Origin of the sequence: Mycolicibacterium arabiense (assembly GCF_010731815.2) — a bacterium.
Taxonomy (GTDB): domain Bacteria; phylum Actinomycetota; class Actinomycetes; order Mycobacteriales; family Mycobacteriaceae; genus Mycobacterium; species Mycobacterium arabiense.
Window position 1 is genome coordinate 1,827,687 of record NZ_AP022593.1, and the last position, 19,864, is coordinate 1,847,550.

19 protein-coding genes and 1 tRNA gene are annotated in these 19,864 nt (G+C 66.6%); 12 read left to right on the forward strand and 8 right to left on the reverse strand.

Annotated features, from left to right (window positions below; translation table 11 throughout):
* Position 1 precedes the first annotated feature (1 nt).
* The 3 genes from G6N61_RS10470 to G6N61_RS10480 are packed head-to-tail and all read right to left on the reverse strand — an operon-like array spanning position 2 to position 3,637.
* Positions 2-1,096 carry an ABC transporter permease gene (locus G6N61_RS10470; RefSeq protein ID WP_163918467.1) on the reverse strand — a complete coding sequence of 365 codons (1,095 nt, stop codon included), beginning with the start codon at positions 1,094-1,096 and terminating at the stop codon, positions 2-4.
* On the reverse strand, positions 1,093-2,625 hold the full coding sequence (locus G6N61_RS10475) for a sugar ABC transporter ATP-binding protein (RefSeq protein WP_163918468.1): 1,533 nt from the start codon (positions 2,623-2,625) through the stop codon (positions 1,093-1,095). The genes G6N61_RS10470 and G6N61_RS10475 overlap by 4 nt, the downstream gene beginning before the upstream one ends.
* Before the next feature lie 25 nt (positions 2,626-2,650).
* Positions 2,651-3,637 (reverse strand): ABC transporter substrate-binding protein, encoded by a 987-nt coding sequence (locus G6N61_RS10480; protein WP_235887478.1) that lies wholly within the window; start codon positions 3,635-3,637, stop codon positions 2,651-2,653.
* 211 nt (positions 3,638-3,848) lie between these two features.
* Here G6N61_RS10480 and chvE point away from each other — a divergent pair, with 211 nt between their 5' ends.
* Genes chvE through G6N61_RS10505 form a run of 5 tightly spaced genes read left to right on the forward strand, consistent with a single transcriptional unit; the run spans position 3,849 to position 8,253 of the window.
* On the forward strand, positions 3,849-5,027 hold the full coding sequence (gene chvE, locus G6N61_RS10485) for a multiple monosaccharide ABC transporter substrate-binding protein (protein ID WP_456152515.1): 1,179 nt from the start codon (positions 3,849-3,851) through the stop codon (positions 5,025-5,027).
* A gap of 29 nt (positions 5,028-5,056) precedes the next feature.
* Complete coding sequence (mmsA, locus tag G6N61_RS10490; RefSeq protein WP_163924736.1) at positions 5,057-6,568, forward strand: multiple monosaccharide ABC transporter ATP-binding protein; 1,512 nt, start codon at positions 5,057-5,059, stop codon at positions 6,566-6,568.
* A complete protein-coding gene (gene mmsB, locus G6N61_RS10495; RefSeq protein ID WP_163918469.1) occupies positions 6,565-7,797 on the forward strand; it encodes a multiple monosaccharide ABC transporter permease in 1,233 nt (410 codons plus the stop codon). Before mmsA ends, mmsB begins: the two co-directional genes overlap by 4 nt.
* A gap of 4 nt (positions 7,798-7,801) precedes the next feature.
* A complete protein-coding gene (locus G6N61_RS10500) occupies positions 7,802-8,047 on the forward strand; it encodes a hypothetical protein (RefSeq protein WP_163918470.1) in 246 nt (81 codons plus the stop codon).
* A gap of 2 nt (positions 8,048-8,049) precedes the next feature.
* Positions 8,050-8,253, forward strand: a complete 204-nt coding sequence (locus G6N61_RS10505; RefSeq protein WP_163918471.1) for a hypothetical protein — start codon at positions 8,050-8,052, stop codon at positions 8,251-8,253.
* 8 nt (positions 8,254-8,261) lie between these two features.
* Here the strand turns inward: G6N61_RS10505 and G6N61_RS10510 are convergent, their stop codons facing one another.
* Positions 8,262-8,954 (reverse strand): DUF3159 domain-containing protein, encoded by a 693-nt coding sequence (locus G6N61_RS10510; protein WP_163918472.1) that lies wholly within the window; start codon positions 8,952-8,954, stop codon positions 8,262-8,264.
* Between the two features lie 62 nt (positions 8,955-9,016).
* On the opposite strand from G6N61_RS10510, the gene G6N61_RS10515 reads away from it, so the two are divergent.
* Entirely contained in the window at positions 9,017-9,766 is a 750-nt protein-coding gene (locus tag G6N61_RS10515; RefSeq protein ID WP_163918473.1) for a MerR family transcriptional regulator, read from the forward strand.
* Between the two features lie 84 nt (positions 9,767-9,850).
* On the forward strand, positions 9,851-10,225 hold the full coding sequence (locus G6N61_RS10520; RefSeq protein WP_179973602.1) for a DUF6319 family protein: 375 nt from the start codon (positions 9,851-9,853) through the stop codon (positions 10,223-10,225).
* A gap of 33 nt (positions 10,226-10,258) precedes the next feature.
* On the opposite strand, the gene G6N61_RS10525 is transcribed toward G6N61_RS10520, so the two are convergent.
* Positions 10,259-12,268 carry an acyltransferase family protein gene (locus tag G6N61_RS10525; RefSeq protein WP_163918474.1) on the reverse strand — a complete coding sequence of 670 codons (2,010 nt, stop codon included), beginning with the start codon at positions 12,266-12,268 and terminating at the stop codon, positions 10,259-10,261.
* 482 nt (positions 12,269-12,750) lie between these two features.
* Here G6N61_RS10525 and G6N61_RS10530 point away from each other — a divergent pair, with 482 nt between their 5' ends.
* From G6N61_RS10530 to G6N61_RS10540, 3 genes are all read left to right on the forward strand, one after another.
* Complete coding sequence (locus G6N61_RS10530; protein WP_235887479.1) at positions 12,751-13,719, forward strand: glycosyltransferase family 2 protein; 969 nt, start codon at positions 12,751-12,753, stop codon at positions 13,717-13,719.
* A 9-nt stretch (positions 13,720-13,728) separates the two neighbouring features.
* Positions 13,729-14,691 (forward strand): polysaccharide pyruvyl transferase family protein, encoded by a 963-nt coding sequence (locus tag G6N61_RS10535; RefSeq protein ID WP_163918476.1) that lies wholly within the window; start codon positions 13,729-13,731, stop codon positions 14,689-14,691.
* A gap of 178 nt (positions 14,692-14,869) precedes the next feature.
* Complete coding sequence (locus G6N61_RS10540; protein ID WP_407666424.1) at positions 14,870-15,604, forward strand: DedA family protein; 735 nt, start codon at positions 14,870-14,872, stop codon at positions 15,602-15,604.
* A gap of 341 nt (positions 15,605-15,945) precedes the next feature.
* Here G6N61_RS10540 and G6N61_RS10545 read toward each other — a convergent pair.
* The 3 genes from G6N61_RS10545 to pgm all read right to left on the reverse strand — a co-directional run bounded on the left by G6N61_RS10545 (position 15,946) and on the right by pgm (position 19,024).
* Positions 15,946-16,018: transfer RNA gene (locus tag G6N61_RS10545), tRNA-Ala, on the reverse strand.
* A gap of 56 nt (positions 16,019-16,074) precedes the next feature.
* Positions 16,075-17,376, reverse strand: a complete 1,302-nt coding sequence (locus tag G6N61_RS10550; protein ID WP_163918477.1) for an MFS transporter — start codon at positions 17,374-17,376, stop codon at positions 16,075-16,077.
* Positions 17,377-17,389: 13 nt separating this feature from the next.
* Positions 17,390-19,024, reverse strand: a complete 1,635-nt coding sequence (gene pgm, locus G6N61_RS10555; protein WP_163918478.1) for a phosphoglucomutase (alpha-D-glucose-1,6-bisphosphate-dependent) — start codon at positions 19,022-19,024, stop codon at positions 17,390-17,392.
* Between the two features lie 83 nt (positions 19,025-19,107).
* Here pgm and G6N61_RS10560 point away from each other — a divergent pair, with 83 nt between their 5' ends.
* Together G6N61_RS10560 and G6N61_RS10565 are read left to right on the forward strand one after the other, a co-directional pair.
* Complete coding sequence (locus tag G6N61_RS10560) at positions 19,108-19,488, forward strand: fluoride efflux transporter FluC (protein ID WP_198339331.1); 381 nt, start codon at positions 19,108-19,110, stop codon at positions 19,486-19,488.
* Positions 19,485-19,841, forward strand: coding sequence for a fluoride efflux transporter FluC (locus tag G6N61_RS10565; RefSeq protein ID WP_163918479.1), 357 nt, complete (start codon positions 19,485-19,487; stop codon positions 19,839-19,841). The genes G6N61_RS10560 and G6N61_RS10565 overlap by 4 nt, the downstream gene beginning before the upstream one ends.
* The last annotated feature ends 23 nt before the right edge of the window (positions 19,842-19,864 follow it).

The window sequence follows — 19,864 nt, forward strand, 5'->3', positions numbered from 1 at the left end:
CTCACTTCGTCACCATCCCGGTCATCGGCGTCACCGATTCGGCCGCCGAGATGGTCTCTGGTGCAGCGGTTTCCTCGTTCGCCGGGGCGTCACTGCGGGATGACCGCCGCCGGGAGAGCGCTGCCCGGAACTTCGGCGCCTGCAGCAGACACACCGCGATGACGACGAGCGCCTTGAACACCAGCGTCGTCTCCGGGGTGATCCCGGCGGTGTAGACGGTGGTGGTGAGGGTCTGGATGATGAGGGCGCCGATGATCGTCCCGGTCAGGCTGAAGCGTCCGCCGAGCAGCGACGTGCCGCCGATGACGACGGCGAGGATGGCGTCCATCTCGATCCACAGCCCCGCGTTGTTGGCGTCGGCAGCGGAGATGTTCGACGCGATCATGAGGCCGGCGATGCCGGCGCAGAGCGCGCAGAACACGTAGACGGCGAACACGATCGAGCGGTGCCGCACCCCGGCGAGCCGACTCGCCTCGGGGTTGATGCCGACCGACTCCAGCAGCATGCCCAGCGCGGTACGTCGCGTGAGCAGACCGACGAGGACGAACACCGAGAGGCTGACCAGGATCGCGACCGGAAGGCCGAACGCGTAGCCCGCCCCGAGCACCTTGAACGGCGCACTGGTCACCGTCACGATCTGCCCGTCGGTGATCAAGAGCGCGATGCCCCGGCCTGCCGTCATCAGAACCAGCGTGGCGATGATCGGCTGGACGCCGAACACCGATACCAGCGCGCCATTCCACAGGCCGAGCGCGACGGCGACGCCGAGGGCAACGGCCGCGGCCGTGATGACGGTGCCCGCACTGGCCGGATCGGTCGCAGAGGCGATGTGGGCGCACGCCAGCGCTCCACTGACGGCGACGACCGCGCCCACCGACAGGTCGATGCCGCGCGACGCGATCACGAGGGTCATGCCGAGGGCGACCAGCATGGTGGGCGCACCGTTGCGCAGGATGTCGATGACGCTGCCGAACAGGTGACCGTCCTGAACGCGGATGGCCAGGAAGCTGGGTGTCACGACGACGTTGACGGCCAGCAACGCGATCAGCGCCACCACGGGCCACAGCAGCGGCGAGGCAGTCACCTTCTGCCTCACTCGGAATCACCGCCGGCGATCAGTGCCGTCAGTTCCCGCACCGTGCAGTCATTGCCGACCGTTGCGACACGACGTCCCTCGCGCAGGACCACGATGCGGTCACTGATGCGCGCGACTTCGTCGAGTTCCGCCGATATGAAGACCACGCCCATTCCGTCGGCGGCGAGATCGGTGACGAGTCGCTGAATCTGGGCCTTGGCGCCCACGTCGATGCCGCGGGTGGGTTCGTCGAGGATGATCAACTGCGGCTCGGTGATCAGCCACCGCGCCAGCAGCACCTTCTGCTGGTTGCCGCCGCTGAGGTTTCGCACCAGTGCCCACGGGTTGCGTGGCCGAATGTCGAGCGCTTCCATGTAGCGCTCCACCAGATCGTCCTTCGCCTTCTTCGACAGCGGACGTGCGAACCCACGACGCGCCTGCAGGGCCAGGACCAGGTTGTCGCGCACGGTGAGATCGCCGACGATCCCCTCCCGCTTGCGATCCTCCGACGAGAACGCGAAGCCCCTGGCGATTGCGGCGCGGGGCGAGCGGACCGCTGTCGCCTCTCCGTTGACCGAGATCTCGCCGCTGGTCGGACGATCGGCGCCGAAGAGCAGTCGTGCCAGCTCGGTTCGGCCGGAGCCGAGTAGCCCGGCCAGTCCGACCACCTCGCCACGACGGACGTCGACGTCGGTGGGATGTAGACCTGGTGCTCGTCCGATCCCCCGTGCGCTCAGTACCGTCTCGTCGCTTGCGTCCTCGCTGGTGGCCGCGGCTTCTTCGATCTCCTCGAGCAGCTCGAGGTCATGGCCGAGCATGGCCGCGATCAAGCTCACCCGGTCCAGTTCGGCGGTCGGGTACTCGCCGACGAGACGACCGTTGCGTAGCACCGTCATCCGGTCGGAGATCTCGTACACCTGATCGAGGAAGTGCGACACGAACAGGATGGCGGTACCGCCGTCGCGCAAGCGGCGCATGACCCGGAAGAGTTCGGCCACCTCGTCGGCATCGAGGCTGGAGGTGGGTTCGTCGAGGATCAACACCCGGGCCGAGACTGCCGTCGCTCGCGCGATGGCGACCAGTTGCTGCAGCGCGATCGGATGGTCGCCCAGGGTGGACCTCGCGTCGATGGTGACGTCCAGTTCGGCCAGCAGTTCGCCGGCCCGTTCGTTCATCGCCCGGTAGTCGATGCGTCCGAATCGACGCGGCTCGCGACCGAGCAGGATGTTCTCCGCCACGGTCAGATTCGTGCAGAGGTTGACCTCCTGGTAGACGGTGCTGATGCCCGCGTCCTGCGCCTGGCGCGGACCATTGAACCGCTGCTCGACACCGTCGACGGCGATGCGTCCCGCGTCGATGTCGTAGACACCGGTGAGCGCCTTGATCAGCGTCGACTTACCAGCGCCGTTCTCGCCCATCAACGCGTGGATCTCGCCCGGCAGCAGCCGGAAGTCGACACCGTCGAGCGCCTTGACGCCGGGGAAGCCGATGGTGACGTTGCGCATGTCGACCACGGGGGTGTCGGTGGGCGCGAGAACGGCTGCAGTCATGGGGATTTCCTCGTCTGGGCGCGCGTCAGTACTTGCGGTCCGGGAGGACGGCGGCGGCCTGCTGCTGGTCGAAGGCCTCGTCCGGGGTGACGACGCGCGGCGGTACCGGCTCGCCGGCGACCACCTTCTTGGCGAGGTCCATGAGCTGCGGGCCGAGCAGCGGGTTGCACTCGACGATGTAGTTGAACTTGCCGTCGGCCAGGGCCTGCATGCCGTCACGGGTGGCGTCCACGGCGACGATCTCGACGTCCTTTCCGGGTGTCAGCCCTGCTGCCTCGATGGCCTCCATGGCGCCCAGACCCATGTCGTCGTTCTGCGCGAACACCAGATCGATCTTCGGGTTCGCCTTCAGAAACGCCTCCATGACCTGCTTACCGCCCGATCTGGTGAAATCACCGCTCTGCGAGGCGATCACCTTTAGGTTGGGGTTCGTCGCGATGGCGTCGGCGAATCCGGAGTTGCGCTCGATGGCGGGGTCGGCACCCGTCGTACCCTCGAGCTGGACGATGCTCACCGGTCCCGGTGCCGACGAGTACTGCTCGACCACCCACTTGCCGGCGCGGCGACCCTCCTCGACGAAGTCCGCTCCGACGAAGGTCTTGAAGACGTCCTTCTCCTGCGTGTCGACGGCCCGGTCGGTGAGGATCACCGGAATTCCGGCGTTCTTGGCCTCGAGCAGCACGGCGTCCCACCCCGTGCGAACCACCGGGCTGAACGCGATCACGTCGACGCGTTGCTGCACGAACGAGCGGATGGCGCTGATCTGGTTCTCCTGCTCGCCGTTGGCGTCGGAGAACTTGAGGTCGACGTCGGCCGCAGTCGCGGCTTCCTGAATCGACTTCGTGTTGGCGGTTCGCCATCCGCTTTCGGCGCCGACCTGAGAGAACCCCATGGTGATCGGTCCGTCCTGCGAACCGCCGCCGGAACCTCCGCTCGGGGCGGGTCCGCTACCACAGGCGGCCAGCATGCCCACCGTGGCGATGGCGGTCATCGCGGTCATGACTCTGTTCACGTCGACTCCTCGGGTTGGGGTGCGTTCGCCCTGTTCAGGACGGTGATGATGAGCGGAGAGCTGGTCGCGGTGCGGACTCGAGCGCTGTGACCGGGATTACACTGGCTCGGATGTTAACGCTCACATTCAGCCGATGTCAACGGTCTCGTGAACGTTCACATCGATGCTCTGCACTCCTTGACAAAGCGTGAGCCGCGTCACATGATCTTCGATGTTAGCGCTCACATCGCTGGTGGCCTGCCGCCCCGCGACGGAGATGGGCGGCACGGATCAACCGGAGGAATTCATGCGCAAGAGCTTTGTTCGTGTCGCGGGCGCGCTCGCCGTCGTCGCCGCGCTCGCCAGCGCCGGCTGCGGTCGCTCCACGACCACGGAGGCAACCGGTGGCGGTGATGGCGAACGCACGGGGACGGTCGGCATCTCGATGCCGACGAAGTCCTCCGAACGCTGGGTCGCCGACGGCAACAACATGGCCGAGCAGTTCACCGCCCTCGGCTATCAGACCGACCTGCAGTACGGCGACGACGTGGTGCAGAACCAGGTGTCGCAGATCGAGAACATGATCACCAAGGGCGTGAAGGCCTTGGTGATCGCGCCGATCGACGGCTCGTCGCTGACCGACATCCTCCAGCGCGCCGCCGACGCCAAGATCCCCGTCGTCAGCTACGACCGGCTCATTCGAGGTACCGCGAACGTCGACTACTACGCCACGTTCGACAACTTCAAGGTCGGCGTGCTGCAGGCGTCCTACATCACCGACAAGCTGGGAATCGCTTCTGGCAAGGGGCCCTTCAACATCGAGTTGTTCGCCGGATCGCCGGACGACAACAACGCCACGTTCTTCTTCAACGGCGCGATGAGCGTCCTGCAACCCTTCATCGACAGCGGCAAGCTCGTCGTCAAGAGCGGTCAGACCACCTTCGACCAGGTGGCGACGCTGCGCTGGGACGGCGGCCTCGCTCAGTCACGCATGGACAACCTGCTGAGCAAGGCCTACACCAGCGGCCGAGTGGACGCGGTCCTGTCCCCCTACGACGGCATGTCGCTGGGGATCATCTCCGCCTTGAAGAGTTCCGGTTACGGCACCCCCGACAAGCCGTTGCCGATCGTCACCGGCCAGGACGCCGAACTCGCCTCGGTCAAGTCGATCATCGCAGGCGAGCAGACCCAGACGGTCTTCAAGGACACCCGTGAACTCGCCAAATCGGCTGTGCAGATGGCCGATTCGCTGCTGACGGGCGGCACCCCCGAGGTCAACGACACCACGACCTACGAGAACGGGGTGAAGGTCGTTCCGGCGTTCCTGCTCGAACCCGTCAGCGTGGACAAGACCAACTACCAGAAGGTGCTCGTCGACTCCGGCTACTACACGGCCGCACAGGTCGCGTGACCGCTGCCGCGGCCGCGCCGCTGCTCGAGATGCGTGGCATCACCAAGCGGTTCGGCAACGTCACCGCCCTCAGCGACGTCAACCTCACCGTCCGCACCGGCGAGGTGCACGCGATCTGCGGCGAGAACGGCGCAGGCAAGTCGACTCTGATGAAGGTGCTCAGCGGCATCTACCCGCACGGGAGCTATGAGGGCGACATCGTCTTCGACGGCGCCAGTGGAGAGTTCAAGGACATCCGGTCCAGTGAGCGGCGCGGCATCGTGATCATCCATCAGGAACTCGCGCTGGTACCGGTGTTGTCGATCGCCGAGAACGTCTTCCTCGGCAACGAACACGCGTCCGCCGGGGTGATCAGCTGGCACGAGACGATGACCCACGCACAGCGACTGCTCGAACGGGTCGGCCTCGCCGAGAGCCCGCACACCCGGATCGCCGACATCGGCGTCGGAAAGCAGCAGCTGGTCGAGATCGCCAAGGCGCTGTCGAAGAAGGTGAAGCTCCTGATCCTCGACGAGCCCACTGCGGCGCTGAACGACGAGGACAGCAGGCATCTGCTGGACCTCATCGTCGAACTCAAGACCCAAGGTCTGACCTGCATCATCATCTCGCACAAGCTCAACGAGGTGATGCGGGTCGCCGACACGATCACCATCCTGCGCGACGGACAGACCATCGAAACCCGGCCGGTCGAAGGGGGTCTCACGGAGGAACACGTGATCCGCGGGATGGTGGGCCGCGACATGGTCGACCGCTTCCCCGAGCGGAGCCCGCACGCCATCGGCGACGTCACCTTCGCCGTCGAGGACTGGACGGTGTTCCATCCACTCGACCAGCAGCGCAAGGTGGTCGACGGCGTCTCCATCAACGTCCGGCGTGGAGAGGTCGTCGGCCTCGCCGGCCTGATGGGCGCGGGACGCACCGAGTTGGCGATGAGCGTGTTCGGCCGCAGCTACGGAAAGAAGGGTGGCGGCACCGTCTACAAGGACGGCAAGGAGATTCGCACGCGCACGGTGTCCGAGGCGATCGGTCACGGCATCGCCTACGCCACCGAGGACCGCAAGCACTACGGCCTCAACCTGATGGACGACATCGCCCGCAGCGTGACCTTGGCCTCGCTCTCGAAGGTGAGCAGGGCATCGGTCATCAACGAGCACGAGGAGACGGTGGTCGCCGAACGGTTCCGCAATGACATGCGCATCAAGGCGCAATCGGTGAAGTCGATCACCGGCAACCTGTCGGGCGGCAATCAGCAGAAGGTGGTGCTGAGCAAGTGGATCTTCGCCGACCCGGATGTGCTGATCCTCGACGAGCCGACCCGCGGCATCGACGTCGGCGCCAAGTACGAGATCTACACGATCATCAACGACCTTGCCGCGCAGGGTAAGTCGGTGATCGTCATCTCCTCCGAACTGCCGGAGCTGATTGGCCTGTGCGACCGAATCTACACACTCAACGAGGGCAGGCTCACCGGTGAGGTACACCGCGCGGACGCTGCCCAGGAGACATTGATGCACTTCATGATGAAGGGACCGACCACATGACCACCAGTTCGACGGTGGACGCGGCGTCTAGCGCGCAGGCACCCCCACCACCGGACTCCCCGGCGTCGCGACTGAAGACCGCGTTGCGGGGCAACTTCAGGCAGTACGGCATGGTCGTCGCGCTGGTGCTGATCGTGATCCTGTTCCAGGTGTGGACCAGCGGGATCCTGCTCAAACCGCTCAACGTCACCAACATCGTTCAGCAGAACGGTTACATCCTCATCTTGGCGATCGGGATGGTCATCGTGATCATCTCCGGACACATCGACCTGTCGGTCGGGTCGATCGCGGGCTTCGTCGGCGCCATGTCGGCGGTCCTGATGATCCGATACGACATGCCCTGGCCCGTGGCGGTGGTCGTGTGCCTGCTGCTGGGTGCGCTGATCGGTGCGTGGCAGGGGTTCTGGATCGCCTACGTCGGCATTCCCTCGTTCATCGTGACCCTCGCCGGCATGCTGGTGTTCCGCGGCGCGACGCAGTATCTGCTCGAGGGGCAGTCGATCGCCCCGTTCCCCCGCAGCTTCAGTCAGGTCTCCAGCGGATTCCTGCCCGAGGTGGGCGGCGCAAGCCTCTACCACTGGCCGACGGTCATCCTCGGTGTGTTCGTCATGGCAGCGGCCATCTGGCAGCAGGTCCGCCAGCGCAGGACGCAGACCCGCTACGGCTTCGACGTGCTGCCGCTGGTCTGGTTCATCGCCAAGTGCGCCGCGATCGTCGCCGCACTGGCCGCCTTCACGCTCTTGCTCGCCAGTTACCGGGGCGTCCCGGTCGTCGGCATCATCCTGGCAGTGGCGTTCGTACTGTACGCATTCCTGATGCGCAGCACGGTCTTCGGGCGCCAGGTCTACGCCGTCGGCGGCAACGTGGCTGCCGCGCGGCTGTCCGGCGTGAAGACCAAGCGGGTCACCTTCCTGGTCTTCGTCAACATGGGTCTGCTGTCGGCCCTGGCCGGCCTCCTGTTCGCCGCCCGACTCAACTCCGCCACGCCGCAGGCCGGCATCGGCATGGAGCTGGAGGCGATCGCGGCGGCGTTCATCGGCGGCGCGTCCGCCAACGGCGGGGTGGGGACGGTGTTCGGCGCCATCATCGGCGGCTTCGTGCTCGGCGTGCTGAACAACGGCATGTCCCTGATCGGGATCGGTAGCGACATTCAGCAGCTCATCAAGGGCCTGGTGCTCCTGGCCGCAGTGGGCTTTGACGTCTACAACAAGAAGAAGGGCGGGGCGTGACGTGATGGACCGGTTCGACCGACAGCTCATGGACTTCGTCCGCAGTTGGGTCCCCTACGGCGGTCCGCCCGCCGAGGAGGTGATGCTGGAGTTCGGCATGACGCGCGAGCAGCTCACGCGCAGAGTTCACCTGATCGTCGCCGCCGAGCAGGCTCGTCGTGAGCAGGAGATGCGCCAGCCATGGCTACGGTTGCAGCACAGTGCTCCCCAGGCCGTCCACAGCCCCAGCAGTACCGGACCCCAAGGATGACGATGGACCCGATGCGAGACTTCGCGTTGCTCACCACCGATCGGATCGCACCCGAGACAGTGGAGCAGGCCGCGGCGCGGTATGCGGCGGACGCCAGAATGCACGAACATCGTTCGGCGCAGCCGGGATACGACAGCGTCAGGGAATCGGCGCTGGCCAGTTGGGCATACGAGCACTCACTGCAATTGCTTCGGTCGAGGAGCTGACGGGTCGCTCACGTCGCGAGCCTCTCCCGCTGCTCTTCCGTAACGACGTCGAGCCGTCGGCGTGCTCGGCGAACTGCCCAGAACGTCACCAGGAGCGCCAGCGCGAGCAGCGGGTAGCCCATCGCGATCCGAGCGAATGCCAACCAACCCGCGGAACCGGCGTCGTACAGCCAGTCTTGGACGACGAACCTCGCGGCGAACACCGCGACGAAGGTCAGTGTGGCGACGTCGAATGCGTGCAGCGCACCCTTGTCGGTGTGCCAGGCGGTGCGCTCCCCCGTGCTCGTGAGCGCGTTCCAGACCACGCCAACCAGCGGCCGTCGCACCACCACGGAGATCGCGAACACGACGGCCATCCCCAGACTCACCCAGATCCCGGGTAGGAAGTAGCCCTCGGCCGAGCCGGTGTACAGGGCGATCAACGATGCGACGACCACCCCTAGCAGTCCGGAGACGGCCGGCTGGATCGGCTGCTTGCGGTACTTCCGCCATGCGATCAGCGCGACGCTGACGGTGAGTGCAGCGACGATTGCACCGTCCAGTCCCGCGATCGCGTTCGCGACGAGGTAGGCGAACGTGGGCACGCTGGCGGCGATCAAGCCCGACACACCACCCATGCGGTCGAGGAGTGTCTGGTGCTCGTCTGCCCGTGTCGTGTCCTGCGGTGTCACGTCGTGTGTGGTCGCGTCGTGTGATGCCATGCCGCCAGGACACACCGTGACGCAGCGGCACAGTCAAACTCCGCGTGCCCGACAATGGACGCGTGGCATGGAGCACCCGTGAGATCGCCGAACTGGCGGGTACGAGCCTGCGAGCGGTCCGGCACTATCATCAGATCGGCCTGCTCGCCGAACCCGACCGTCGCAACAACGGCTACAAGCAGTACGGCGCCGCTCATCTGGTGCGACTGGTGCGCATCAAGCGACTGACCGACCTGGGTTTCTCCCTACCCCAGATCGCCGCCATGGGCGACGCCGACGAACACCCCGAAGAAGCATTGCGCGCCCTGGACGACGAACTTGCGGCGAAGATCGAGCGCATTCAGAGCGCACGCGCCGAACTGGGTGCGCTGCTGCACGATTCGGCGCCGACCGACCTGCCGCCGAACTTCGTCCGACCCGATACCGTGGCCAAGCTCTCGGATTCGGATCGGTCGCTCGTCGTCGTCATGACGAGGGTGCTGGGACCGCGCGGCCTCGCGGACTACGGCAAGCTGCTGGAGAACGTTCCCGACGAGCCTGCGGGCGTGCTCGCCTTCGACGACCTGCCGGCCGACGCCGACGAGTCGACTCGTCGGGAACTCGTCGGCCATCTGGTGCCATACCTACGCGCGGTCCTCGCAGCGCACCCCGGCGTACGGGAGTCGCGGGCAGACGCCCCGAAGGGACCGGGCCACTTCGATCGGACCGTCGCCGCGGCGATGTCGGAGTTGTACAACGACGCGCAATTGGACGTGATGCGCCGGGCCCGCGAGATCCTGCGTGCCGAGGAGGCCGAACCTGGAACGGGTTGATTCGTTCTTCGAACGCGTGTTCTAATGACTGCTCCAGCGCCAGCCCGCGCACAGCGGGCAATCTTTCGAGGAGATCGCCGCCCGATGACCGTAGACACCCTGCCGATCGACGCACCGCCCGCTGTTTCCAACCCTGTCCCGGTGGAGCAGGCACCCGCGAAGGCTCCGGCCAAGAAGTCGACCGGCAGGAAGGCCAAGACCCTCGAACTCACGCTGACCGTCACCGGTACCGCTGACGGCGAATGGCGGGCAGAACTCAAGCAGGGCAACACGTTTCTGGCTCGGGACCTCGCCGTCGCAGCGGCGGCAGTCTCGCGCGCGGCCAAGGAACTCCACGAGGATCTCGCCACCCCGATCGACGAGGTGATCGAAGAGGCACGCGTTCAGCAGGCCGCCAAGGTCGCTGCCCTCGAGGCCGAACTGGAGGCCGCCCGCAAGGCCCTCGCCGACCTCGACTGAGGAAGACGCGAGTTCACAACGCGCCCAGGACCTTCAGGACACTGCCGCCCGGAACGACGGGTTATCGGCGAGCATCCGATCGACGAGGAATCTGCTGCCGGACTCGTTGAGGTGATTGCCGTCGCGGTACAGCAGCTCATCGCCTACGTTCATGCTGCATAGGTGCTCGTCGCAGAAGTACCGCGCCGTGTCGAGCAGGTGGGCACCCGGTACCGCTCGGACGGTGTCGCGAAGCGGGCCGATGTATGTGGCGTACTGCTCGTCGAATACCGGTCGCGCCTCGGAACACCGCGAGAACGGCAGCACCGGAGCCAGGCGATACTTGCAGTCGATTGCGTCGAATTCGAACTTCGGGATGTCGTCGGTGACGAAGACGGCCTTACCCGCCACCGTCAAGGCCGTGAGGATGTCGCGGAGGTCGTCTGCCTGTGCGCCGCGCTTCGCCCAGCCCAGATTCACGACAACGGTCTCGATCGACGGCTGAGCCGCGATGTAGTCGACCATCAGCTTCATCTCGTCGCTCGCGAGCCGTCCGCCGGGGAGCGGTCCTGGGACGGAGTAGAGGACGTTCTCGTCGGGCATGGCGTTCGCCAACCCTGCGAAGAGATGCTCGGCGTGGCTGTCTCCGAAGACGACGACGTCGATGCGTGACCCAGGCTTGGACTGCCTACACCGGGGCTGGCCATTCCAGTCAAGGGCACTGTCGCGAACGACCGGGTCGACGCAGGGATGGTGTGCGCCGCGCAGGTTCGCGAAGAAGTGATCCCAATCGCTCACCTCACCCTGGTGCGCGATGGGAACCGATCCCGATTCGTACCGCGGCAACCAGAAATGGTTGGCGGCCACGTCGAGGGTGCCCGCCAAGACGACGGGCGGCAAGACGACGGCGGCGACGGCGACGCCGATCTTGCGACCACCCTGCAGTGGACGTGTCCGGAACGGTTGCTCGATCCATCTGTACGACGCCACGGCAGGCACCACCGACAGCACTGCGGCAAGAGGTGCGGCGAGTGGAGCGTCCGGCCACAGGTGATTGGCGAACACGATCAATGGCCAGTGCCAGAGGTAGATCGAGTAGGACCAGTTGCCCAGACCGACCATGACGGGGGTGGAGAGAACCCGCTTGACCCACGTGTCGTGACCGGTGCCGGTCGCGATCAACAGAAGCGTTCCCGTCACCGGGAGCAGCGTCCAGGCACTGGGGTAGGCGGTGTCGGCGGTGATCAACCAGGGCGCGCAGAGCAGCAGGCCGAGTCCGAGCGGTGCGAGGAATCGCGCCCACCGCGCCGAGAGCAGTGCCCGGCTCGTGGCGACCATCGCCAAGAGTCCGCCTGCCGCGAACTCCCACGCTCGGCTCACCGGGCCGTAGTAGCCGAGCAGGTAGTCCCCGTACGGGGCGAATGGACCGAGGCCGGACGCGCCCGCCATCGCCAACCAGAACGAGGTCAGGACGGTGGCGCACACGAGAATCGTCGTCCACGGGACCCGACGCGAGTGCCGCTCGAGTACCCAACCGAGCACCAGGATCGCGGGCAACGCCATGTAGAACTGCTCTTCGACCGACAACGACCACGTATGCAGTAGGGCGTTCATCTCAGCCGGAGGTGCGAAGTAGTCGCCGGTGTTCGTGACGATCACGAAGTTCGCGGCCAGAAGCATCGCACCGAGGCCGGTCTCGGCTGCTCGTTGTTGCAGCCCGAATGGCGACAGCAAGAACAGCGCCAGGATCATCGTCACGCCGACCATGACCGCCAGAGCCGGGGTCAGGCGTTCGAAGCGCCTCAGATAGAAGCCGCCGATGCCGAACCGTCCGGTGCGGGCTCGTTCGCGCTGGATCATGTTCGTGATCACGAAACCGGAGACGACGAAGAAGACATCGAGGCCTACGAAGCCGCCGGGCGGCGGTAGTCCAGCGTGGAACAGCACTCCGATCAGGATTGCGAATCCGCGCAGTCCTTGAATGTCGAGTCGGCGGATCTCGCTGACGGACCCGTCGCTGACCGGCCCCTCCCTCGCGGTCGCGAGCACGTTCACCTCGGCCATGTGGCCCTCTCATCGTCTCGCGCGTCTTGCGACCGACTCGGATTCCTCGCAGCGTAGGAGATGACTCTGCGCTCCAAGGCGGATTCGGCGACGACGCCGCAGGGGTCAACACAGCAATCTTCAACGCGCGCAGGCCCATCCACGTCAATGCCGCGAGCGGACCGGCACCCGACACGGGTACGTTACCTGCGAGTGTCGAAATGCTCTCGTGTGGAATGTCTTTCACCTGTACGCGGATCGGTGGTCGCGTCGGTACCGTTCGATCCAGCGTGGCCACTTCACCCGCACATGGAGTCTCAGTTACCACCGGCACGACGAGGAGATGCACGCGGCGAGATTTGATCTTGTTGCGCCTCAACGACACCCAGGCGATTCGTACCGTTGGTCGCAATTGCGCGGTGTAGTCGAGCGAACGGAACGAACAGCCCGCACAACGGGCATTCCACTTGCCGATGAGCCGCTGCACAGTATCCTCACAGCGCATGGGGAGTGTCGGGAATACGACGGACATCAGCGTGGTGATCCCAGTTCGCAACGGGGGCAGCTTCGTCGGCAAACAACTCGAAGCGCTGCTGGCGCAACGAACACGCGCGACGTTCGAGGTCATCGTGGCCGACAACGGATCGACAGACCAGACCGTGCAGATCGCGCAAGGTTTTGCGAAGCGCGATCCGCGTGTCCGAGTGGTGGACGCGTCCAGTCGAGTTGGGGTCAACCAGGCCCGCAATTCCGGCGCCCGAGCCGCGCGCGGCCGAGCCGTCCTCCTGACCGACGCCGACGACGTGGTGCGACCCGGATGGATCGACGCATATTGGCAAGCGTTCCGGAATGGCGCTCACACGGTCGGCGGCTCGCTGAACCGCGTGCTGGCAGACGGCACGGTGCTGGCGCGAGAATCGCAGTTGTACAAGTCGATGATGTGCGAGAGCGCCTACGCCAACGGCACGAACTGCGGGTTCACCCGTGAGGCGTTCGATGCAGTCGGCGGCTTCGACGAAGGTCTGGCGGGCGGGGCCGATGAGATCGACTTCTTCGCCCGTACGTCGCGCGTCGGGTACCAGATGACATTGGTGCCGGACGCGGTGGTGGACAAACTTCAGCACACCGACCTGTCGGCAGCCTTCCAGCAGCACTTCAACTTCGGCCGCGGCGAGGTCAGGCTGGCCAAGAAGTTCAAGCCCCGCCTCGTCTGCGTGCCCGTAGCTGCGGTCGCGGGCGTGCAAGCGGCGCTCTGGTTCGTGCTGTGGGCGACGGTCGGACGAGTGCCGCGCTGGCGCCGAAAGACCGTGATGATGCTGGCGTTCTCCCTGGGGATGCTGGTCGAAGAAGCCGGTGCGCTCTCGACGTCCAAGGACGACCTGCACCGCACCGCGGAGCCGGCTCAGCAGCTGCGAGGTAGCGGCCGCAATCCCCGCCGCCATGCGACGCCTGCGGTTTCCTCGATCAGATGAGGCTGGTCGTTGACTGACGTCGTCGAACGGACTCGCAGGCTCCTCCTGGACGAACTCCGGCCAATCTTCGCCGGGGCACGCGAATGGGACCTGACCGACTTTCCCCACCACTTCAATTGCGGCGACTCGGCGATTTGGTTGGGATGCCTCGCGATCGCCGATGAGTTGGGCATCACGGTGCGCTCGACGACGTCGTCACGGACGTACCGGCGCGACAAGCTGACGTCCAACGGGCCGATCGTGCTCAACGGTGGGGGCAATCTCGGCGGCCTCTACCCCGTCCACGATGACCTCCGTGTGCGCATTCTGACCGACTTTCCCGACCGGCAGGTCGTGCAGATGCCTCAGTCGATCGAGGTGACGGACACGCGGATCCTGGACCGGTTGAAGCGGGCCATCGTATCGCACCCCGACTTCACCCTCCTGGTGCGCGACCATCGGTCGTTGGCTATCGCCCAGCGCGAATTCGAGTGCCGAACCGTACTCGTTCCCGACGCAGCGTTCGCATTGGGACGGCTCGACCGGCGGCCACCGATCGAGGACGTCGTCCTACAGGCACGTCGAGATGGTGAAGCCGCAGCCGAACGAGATCCCGGACGCCCGACCGTCGACTGGAACACGGCGCGCATCCTCAGCCTCCGCAACCTCGGCCGGAGCGCCGTCACCGTGGCCGACGCACTCCCGTCGCCCGCGCTGTCCGCCGCGGTGGCGAACGGCTTCGCACGACAGAATCTGCAGTGGGGCATCCAAACCCTGTCAAGGGGGCGCGTCCTGGTCACGGACCGCCTGCACGGACACGTGATCGCGACGCTCTGCGGAATCGAGCACATCGTCGTCAACGATCGTCACGGCAAGGTCCGTGCGCTGTGGGAAGCCTGGACCAGCGATGCGCCGATGGCGACCTATGTGCCGACGTGGCGCGACGCCGAAGCCGCGCTGGACGATCTGGTGAACGGCCGACACGTGTCGTAGTCGGCGGTCGTGAAGTGGAGCCAGGGCAATTCGGATCCCACATTTCATGCCGTAGTAGCGCACCTGCTTGCGAGCTCCGACGCCCCGCTAGCGCCGGGTTGCCCGGGCTGAGCCCGACTCTTGCGCCCCGCCAACACCGGTACCCTCGAACAGAACGCCCCCGACGAAAGGCGCCTTGTTGGCGACGCACTTGGCTACCGATGTCGGCGGTGTCGCTGGCTGGACGGTCGAAGTAATGGAGCGCTGGGGGGGCCTGGGCGCGGGCTTGGCGATCGCCGCCGAGAACTTGTTCCCCCCCGTGCCCAGTGAGGTCATATTGCCGATGGCCGGTTTCGCCGCGCGTCTCGGCGACCTGTCGCTGGCCGAGGCGATCGTCGGCGCCACGATCGGCTCGGTGGTCGGGGCTTGGGTGCTCTACGGGCTCGGCGCCTGGCTCGGGCACGAACGAATTCGCAAGCTCGCACTGCGTATGCCGCTGCTGGCCGCCGATGACGTGGACAAGACGACCGCGTGGTTCGCGCGCCACGGCACCAAGGCGGTGTTCTTTGGACGGATGGTGCCGCTGTTTCGCAGCTTTGTCTCGATCCCAGCAGGAACTGAACGGATGAGCCCCGCGGCCTTCACGGTCCTGACCTTGCTGGGGAGCTTGGTGTGGAACAGCGCGCTCATATCGGCTGGCTACGCGCTGGGCGCCAATTGGCATGTCATCGATCCCTATATGGCGACCCTGCAGTACGTGATTGCGGCCGCTATCGCGGTCTGGGCGTTGCGATTCGTCGTGGTCCGGCGCCGCCGACTGCGCTCAGCGGAAGCGGACCTCGAACGTCACGCGGCCGAAGATCCTGGTCGGGGCGGACAGCGAGCCCACGATTACGACCCCGGGCCGAAATCCACTACCGGCGATCACGCCTGAGATCGCGGTTCAACGCAACTGCGACAGGAGTTCGGGTCTCACCGAGACCCTGCCGTACCGGCGATCGTGAACTTCCGCCACGCCAGTGTCCGCACGAGCAGCCGCAGCACCACCCAAGGGCCTCAAACGCCTACGCCTGCCGGTGCTCGGCTGAGCAGGAAGCGGCGCATGCCGGGCCGCACTCTCGAGCAGCGGCAGACAGGAGATGGCCCGCGCATCCCCGCTTGATCACCACGGCGTGACGCGAGAACCGTCAATCGCGTCGATGGCGACTGCACGCAGGCAGATTGAGAAGAAGTTGACGAGCATCCGGGCCACCGCCCTGAGCTGCGGTCAAAGGGTGGAGCTAAGGGGATTCGAACCCCTGACCCCCACACTGCCAGTGTGGTGCGCTACCAACTGCGCCATAGCCCCTCGAGTCCTGCCAGTCGAAGTTACACCACTGGTAACCCGCGGTTCAAAAGCACTGGTCAGGGCACCTCTCCACCGGCGTCCGGACCGAGTGGCCGGGCTGGTGTGTGCTCCGGACACGGCTGTGGGCGGGTTTCTGGGGCGAATATCCAGAAGATCGCGGCCGAGAGCAGGATGGCGCCGCTGATCGTGAACGCCGTCCCATAGGACAGGTGCTCGGCGATCTGACCCACCGCCAGAGAGCCCAGGATCGCCCCGAAGTCCGACATCATCTGGAACGTCGCGACGGCCGTTCCGCCGCGCGCCTTGCTGCCGACGATGTCGGCCACCGCCGCTTGCTGCGGCGAGATGAAGATGCCCGTTGCCGCGCCCGTGATGAACGCCGCGACCAGGAACACCGGCAGCGACGTCGTGAACCCGACCAGCACGGTCATCGCTGCGGCCACCGGCAGCCCGACGAGCAGAGGTATCCGTCTGCCCACCCGATCGGACAGGTACCCGCTGACGATCACCACCGACACGTTGCCTATCGCGAACGTCGCCAGCGCCAGGCCCGCCACACCCGTTCCCCGGTGCAGCACCTCCACCACGAACAGCGGCACCAGCGCGACCCGCAGCCCGAACGCCGACCACCCCGTCGCGAAGTTCGACGCCAGGGCGGCACGGTAGGCGCTGTTGCGCAGCGCCTCGCGCACGCTCAGCGCCCGCTCGGTCTGCTCGTCGGGCGTCGCGAGCGACGACTTGCGCAGCACCACCAGCACGACGCCCGCCGCGACCAGCAGCGCGCACCCGTAGATGACGAACGGCATCGACAGTCCGAGCCCCGCGGTCAGGCTGCCCAGAACGGGGCCGCCCACCGACCCGACGAGGAACGCCGACGTGAACATGCCCGCCACCCGGCCACGCGCATTGGGCGGCGAGATCCTGATCATCAGGCCTAGCGACGACACGGTGAACATGGCCGAGCCCAGCCCGCCGAGGGACCGGAACACCAGCAGCTGCCAATAGGTCTGCGCGAACGCGCACGCGCCGGTGGACAGCGCGACGATGAGCAGGCCCGAGACGTAGACCCGCCGCTCCCCCCACCGCTGCACCAGCATGCCTGCGGGCGGTGCGCCCACCAGGCGCATCAGCGCAAAGGCGGTGATGACGAACGTCGCCGCGCTGATGCTGACCCCGAAGTTGCGCGCGTACTGCGGCAGCACCGGCGCCACGACGCCGTACCCGAGTGCGACGACCGCGTTGCAGAAGATCAGGACCCAGACCTCGCTGGGCAGCTTGTCCTTGGGAGCCGACTCGCGCGTCGCCTTGCCCTTCCCCTCCGTGGCAGCCGGACAGTCGGCTTCGGCGTCGGAACTCACGCCATGACTGTATTCACCCGATCACCGAGCTGACGACGGACCGGGCCGCCTCCTGCACCTGCGCGAGATGCTCGGGCCCCAGGAAGGACTCGGCGTAGATCTTGTAGACGTCCTCGGTGCCCGACGGGCGCGCCGCGAACCAGGCGTTCTCGGTGGTCACCTTGAGCCCGCCCAGCGGAGCGCCGTTGCCTGGCGCCGCGGTCAACTTCGCGGTGATCGGCTCGCCTGCGAGTTCGGTCGCGGTGACCTGCTCGGCCGACAGCTTGGCCAGCCGTGCCTTCTGCTCGCGGTTGGCCGGCGCATCGACCCGTGCGTAGGTCGGCGCGCCGTACTTCTCGGCCAGCTCGGCGTAGCGCTGCGACGGCGTCGACCCCGTCTTGGCGAGGATCTCCGACGCCAGCAGCGCCAGGATGATGCCGTCCTTGTCGGTGGTCCACACCGACCCGTCGGTGCGCAGGAACGATGCGCCCGCGCTCTCCTCGCCGCCGAACCCGATGGAGCCACCGATCAACCCGTCGACGAACCACTTGAACCCGACGGGCACCTCGACGAGCTTGCGGCCCAGTCCGTCGACCACCCGGTCGATGATGGAGCTACTCACCGCGGTCTTGCCCACGGCCGTCGACCCGGGCCAGCCCGGCCGGTTGCCGTACAGGTAGTCGATGGCTACGGCGAGGTAGTGGTTCGGGTTCATCAGCCCGCCGTCGGGCGTGACGATGCCGTGCCGGTCGGAGTCGGCGTCGTTGCCGGTGGCGATCTGGTAGTCGCCGATCTTGCCGATGAGGCTGGCCATCGCATTCGGCGAGCTGCAGTCCATCCGGATCTTGCCGTCGGTGTCGAGCGTCATGAACCGCCACGTCGCGTCGACGAGCGGGTTGACGACGGTGAGGTCCAGCCCGTGCGTCTCGGCGATGGCCGCCCAGTAGTCGACGCTGGCCCCGCCCAGCGGATCGGCGCCGATTCGCACTCCCTCGGCGCGGATCGCGTGCAGGTCGACGACGTTCGGTAGATCCTCCACGTAGGCGTTCATGTAGTCGTGCCGCTCGGCGGTGTTGAGTGCGCGCGCCAGCGGGATGCGCTTCACCTCGGCCAGTCCGCCCCGCAGGATCTCGTTGGCGCGCTTGGCGATAGCACTCGTCGCATCGGTGTCGGCCGGTCCGCCGTTGGGCAGGTTGTACTTGAACCCGCCGTCGCGTGGCGGGTTGTGCGACGGCGTCACGACGATCCCGTCGGCCAGATCACTGTCCCGGCCGCGGTTGAAGGTCAGGATCGCGTGACTGACCGCGGGGGTGGGCGTGTAGCGGTCGGCGGCGTCGATCATCGCCACCACGTCGTTGGCGGCCAGGACCTCGAGCGCGGACGCCCACGCCGGCTCCGACAGCGCATGGGTGTCGCGTCCAATGAACAACGGCCCGGTGGTGCCCTGCGCCGCGCGGTACTCCGCGATGGCCTGCGTGGTCGCCAGGATGTGGGCCTCGTTGAACGCCGCGTCCAAGCTGGAACCCCGGTGCCCCGAGGTGCCGAACGTCACCTGCTGCGCGACGTCGTCGGGATCGGGCGCCACCGTGTAGTAGGCGGTGACCACGTGGGCCACGTCGAGGAGGTCGTCTGCTTGCGCTGGTTGCCCCGCGCGGGGATTGGCCGCCATGGTGACGATTCTGCTCTCCCCGACCGCCGTGCACCCGCCCGTCGACGAGAATTCAGCTCCCCGTGACTCCTATGCTTCCCACGATGTGGCGGACACTGGCGGTCGTCTCGCTCGGCGGCGTGCTGGGCGCCGTCTTGCGGGCCGTGATCGAGCAAACGTGGCCGCATCCCGTGACGTCGATCGGCTGGGCGACGTTCACCATCAACGTCACCGGCTGCTTCCTCATCGGCGTCCTGGTGGCCGGCGTCGAGCGCTTCGCGCCGCACCCCCTGCTGCGGCCCTTCCTGGGCACCGGGTTCCTCGGCGGATACACCACGTTCTCGACGCACATCGTCGAAGTGCATCAGCTGATCGCCAACGGTCGTATCGGGCTCGGAATGACCTACCTCGGGCTGCAGCTCGTCTCCGGCATCCTCGCCGCGGCCCTGGGGCTGTGGGTGTTCGAGCAGCGGATCGCACGATGACGCTGCTGTGGGTGGCCCTCGGCGCGGCGATCGGGGCACCGCTGCGGTACCTCGCCGACCGCGCGTTCAACGCCGGACGGACATACCCGTGGGGCACGTTCGGGGTGAACGTCGTGGGTTCGTTCCTGCTCGCCGTTCTGGTCAGCATCCCCGTCGGGCCCGTCGCGTCGCAGATCCTGGGAGTCGGTTTCTGCGGTGCGCTGACCACGTATTCGACGTTCGGCCTCGAGTGGGTCCTGCAGCTGCGTACCCGCCGGCGCGTGGCGCTGGTCTACGGCGTAGCGAGCCTGTCGGTGGGCCTCGCCGCGGCGTTCGCGGGCTTCGCCGTCGGCGACCTCGTCACGGGTACGTAAGCATAGCCTTGCCTTAGGTGGCG

What these genes read in the sequence shown, in the direction of transcription:
- G6N61_RS10560 (WP_198339331.1), top strand. Translation starts at nt 19,108, where the DNA reads ATGTGGCGGACACTGGCGGTCGTCTCGCTCGGCGGCGTGCTGGGCGCC.
- G6N61_RS10475 (WP_163918468.1), bottom strand. Translation starts at nt 2,625, where the DNA reads ATGACTGCAGCCGTTCTCGCGCCCACCGACACCCCCGTGGTCGACATG.
- chvE (WP_456152515.1), top strand. Translation starts at nt 3,849, where the DNA reads ATGTTAGCGCTCACATCGCTGGTGGCCTGCCGCCCCGCGACGGAGATG.
- G6N61_RS10525 (WP_163918474.1), bottom strand. Translation starts at nt 12,268, where the DNA reads ATGGCCGAGGTGAACGTGCTCGCGACCGCGAGGGAGGGGCCGGTCAGC.
- pgm (WP_163918478.1), bottom strand. Translation starts at nt 19,024, where the DNA reads ATGGCGGCCAATCCCCGCGCGGGGCAACCAGCGCAAGCAGACGACCTC.
- mmsB (WP_163918469.1), top strand. Translation starts at nt 6,565, where the DNA reads ATGACCACCAGTTCGACGGTGGACGCGGCGTCTAGCGCGCAGGCACCC.
- mmsA (WP_163924736.1), top strand. Translation starts at nt 5,057, where the DNA reads ATGCGTGGCATCACCAAGCGGTTCGGCAACGTCACCGCCCTCAGCGAC.
- G6N61_RS10500 (WP_163918470.1), top strand. Translation starts at nt 7,802, where the DNA reads ATGGACCGGTTCGACCGACAGCTCATGGACTTCGTCCGCAGTTGGGTC.
- G6N61_RS10510 (WP_163918472.1), bottom strand. Translation starts at nt 8,954, where the DNA reads ATGGCATCACACGACGCGACCACACACGACGTGACACCGCAGGACACG.
- G6N61_RS10565 (WP_163918479.1), top strand. Translation starts at nt 19,485, where the DNA reads ATGACGCTGCTGTGGGTGGCCCTCGGCGCGGCGATCGGGGCACCGCTG.
- G6N61_RS10530 (WP_235887479.1), top strand. Translation starts at nt 12,751, where the DNA reads ATGGGGAGTGTCGGGAATACGACGGACATCAGCGTGGTGATCCCAGTT.
- G6N61_RS10505 (WP_163918471.1), top strand. Translation starts at nt 8,050, where the DNA reads ATGGACCCGATGCGAGACTTCGCGTTGCTCACCACCGATCGGATCGCA.
- G6N61_RS10520 (WP_179973602.1), top strand. Translation starts at nt 9,851, where the DNA reads ATGACCGTAGACACCCTGCCGATCGACGCACCGCCCGCTGTTTCCAAC.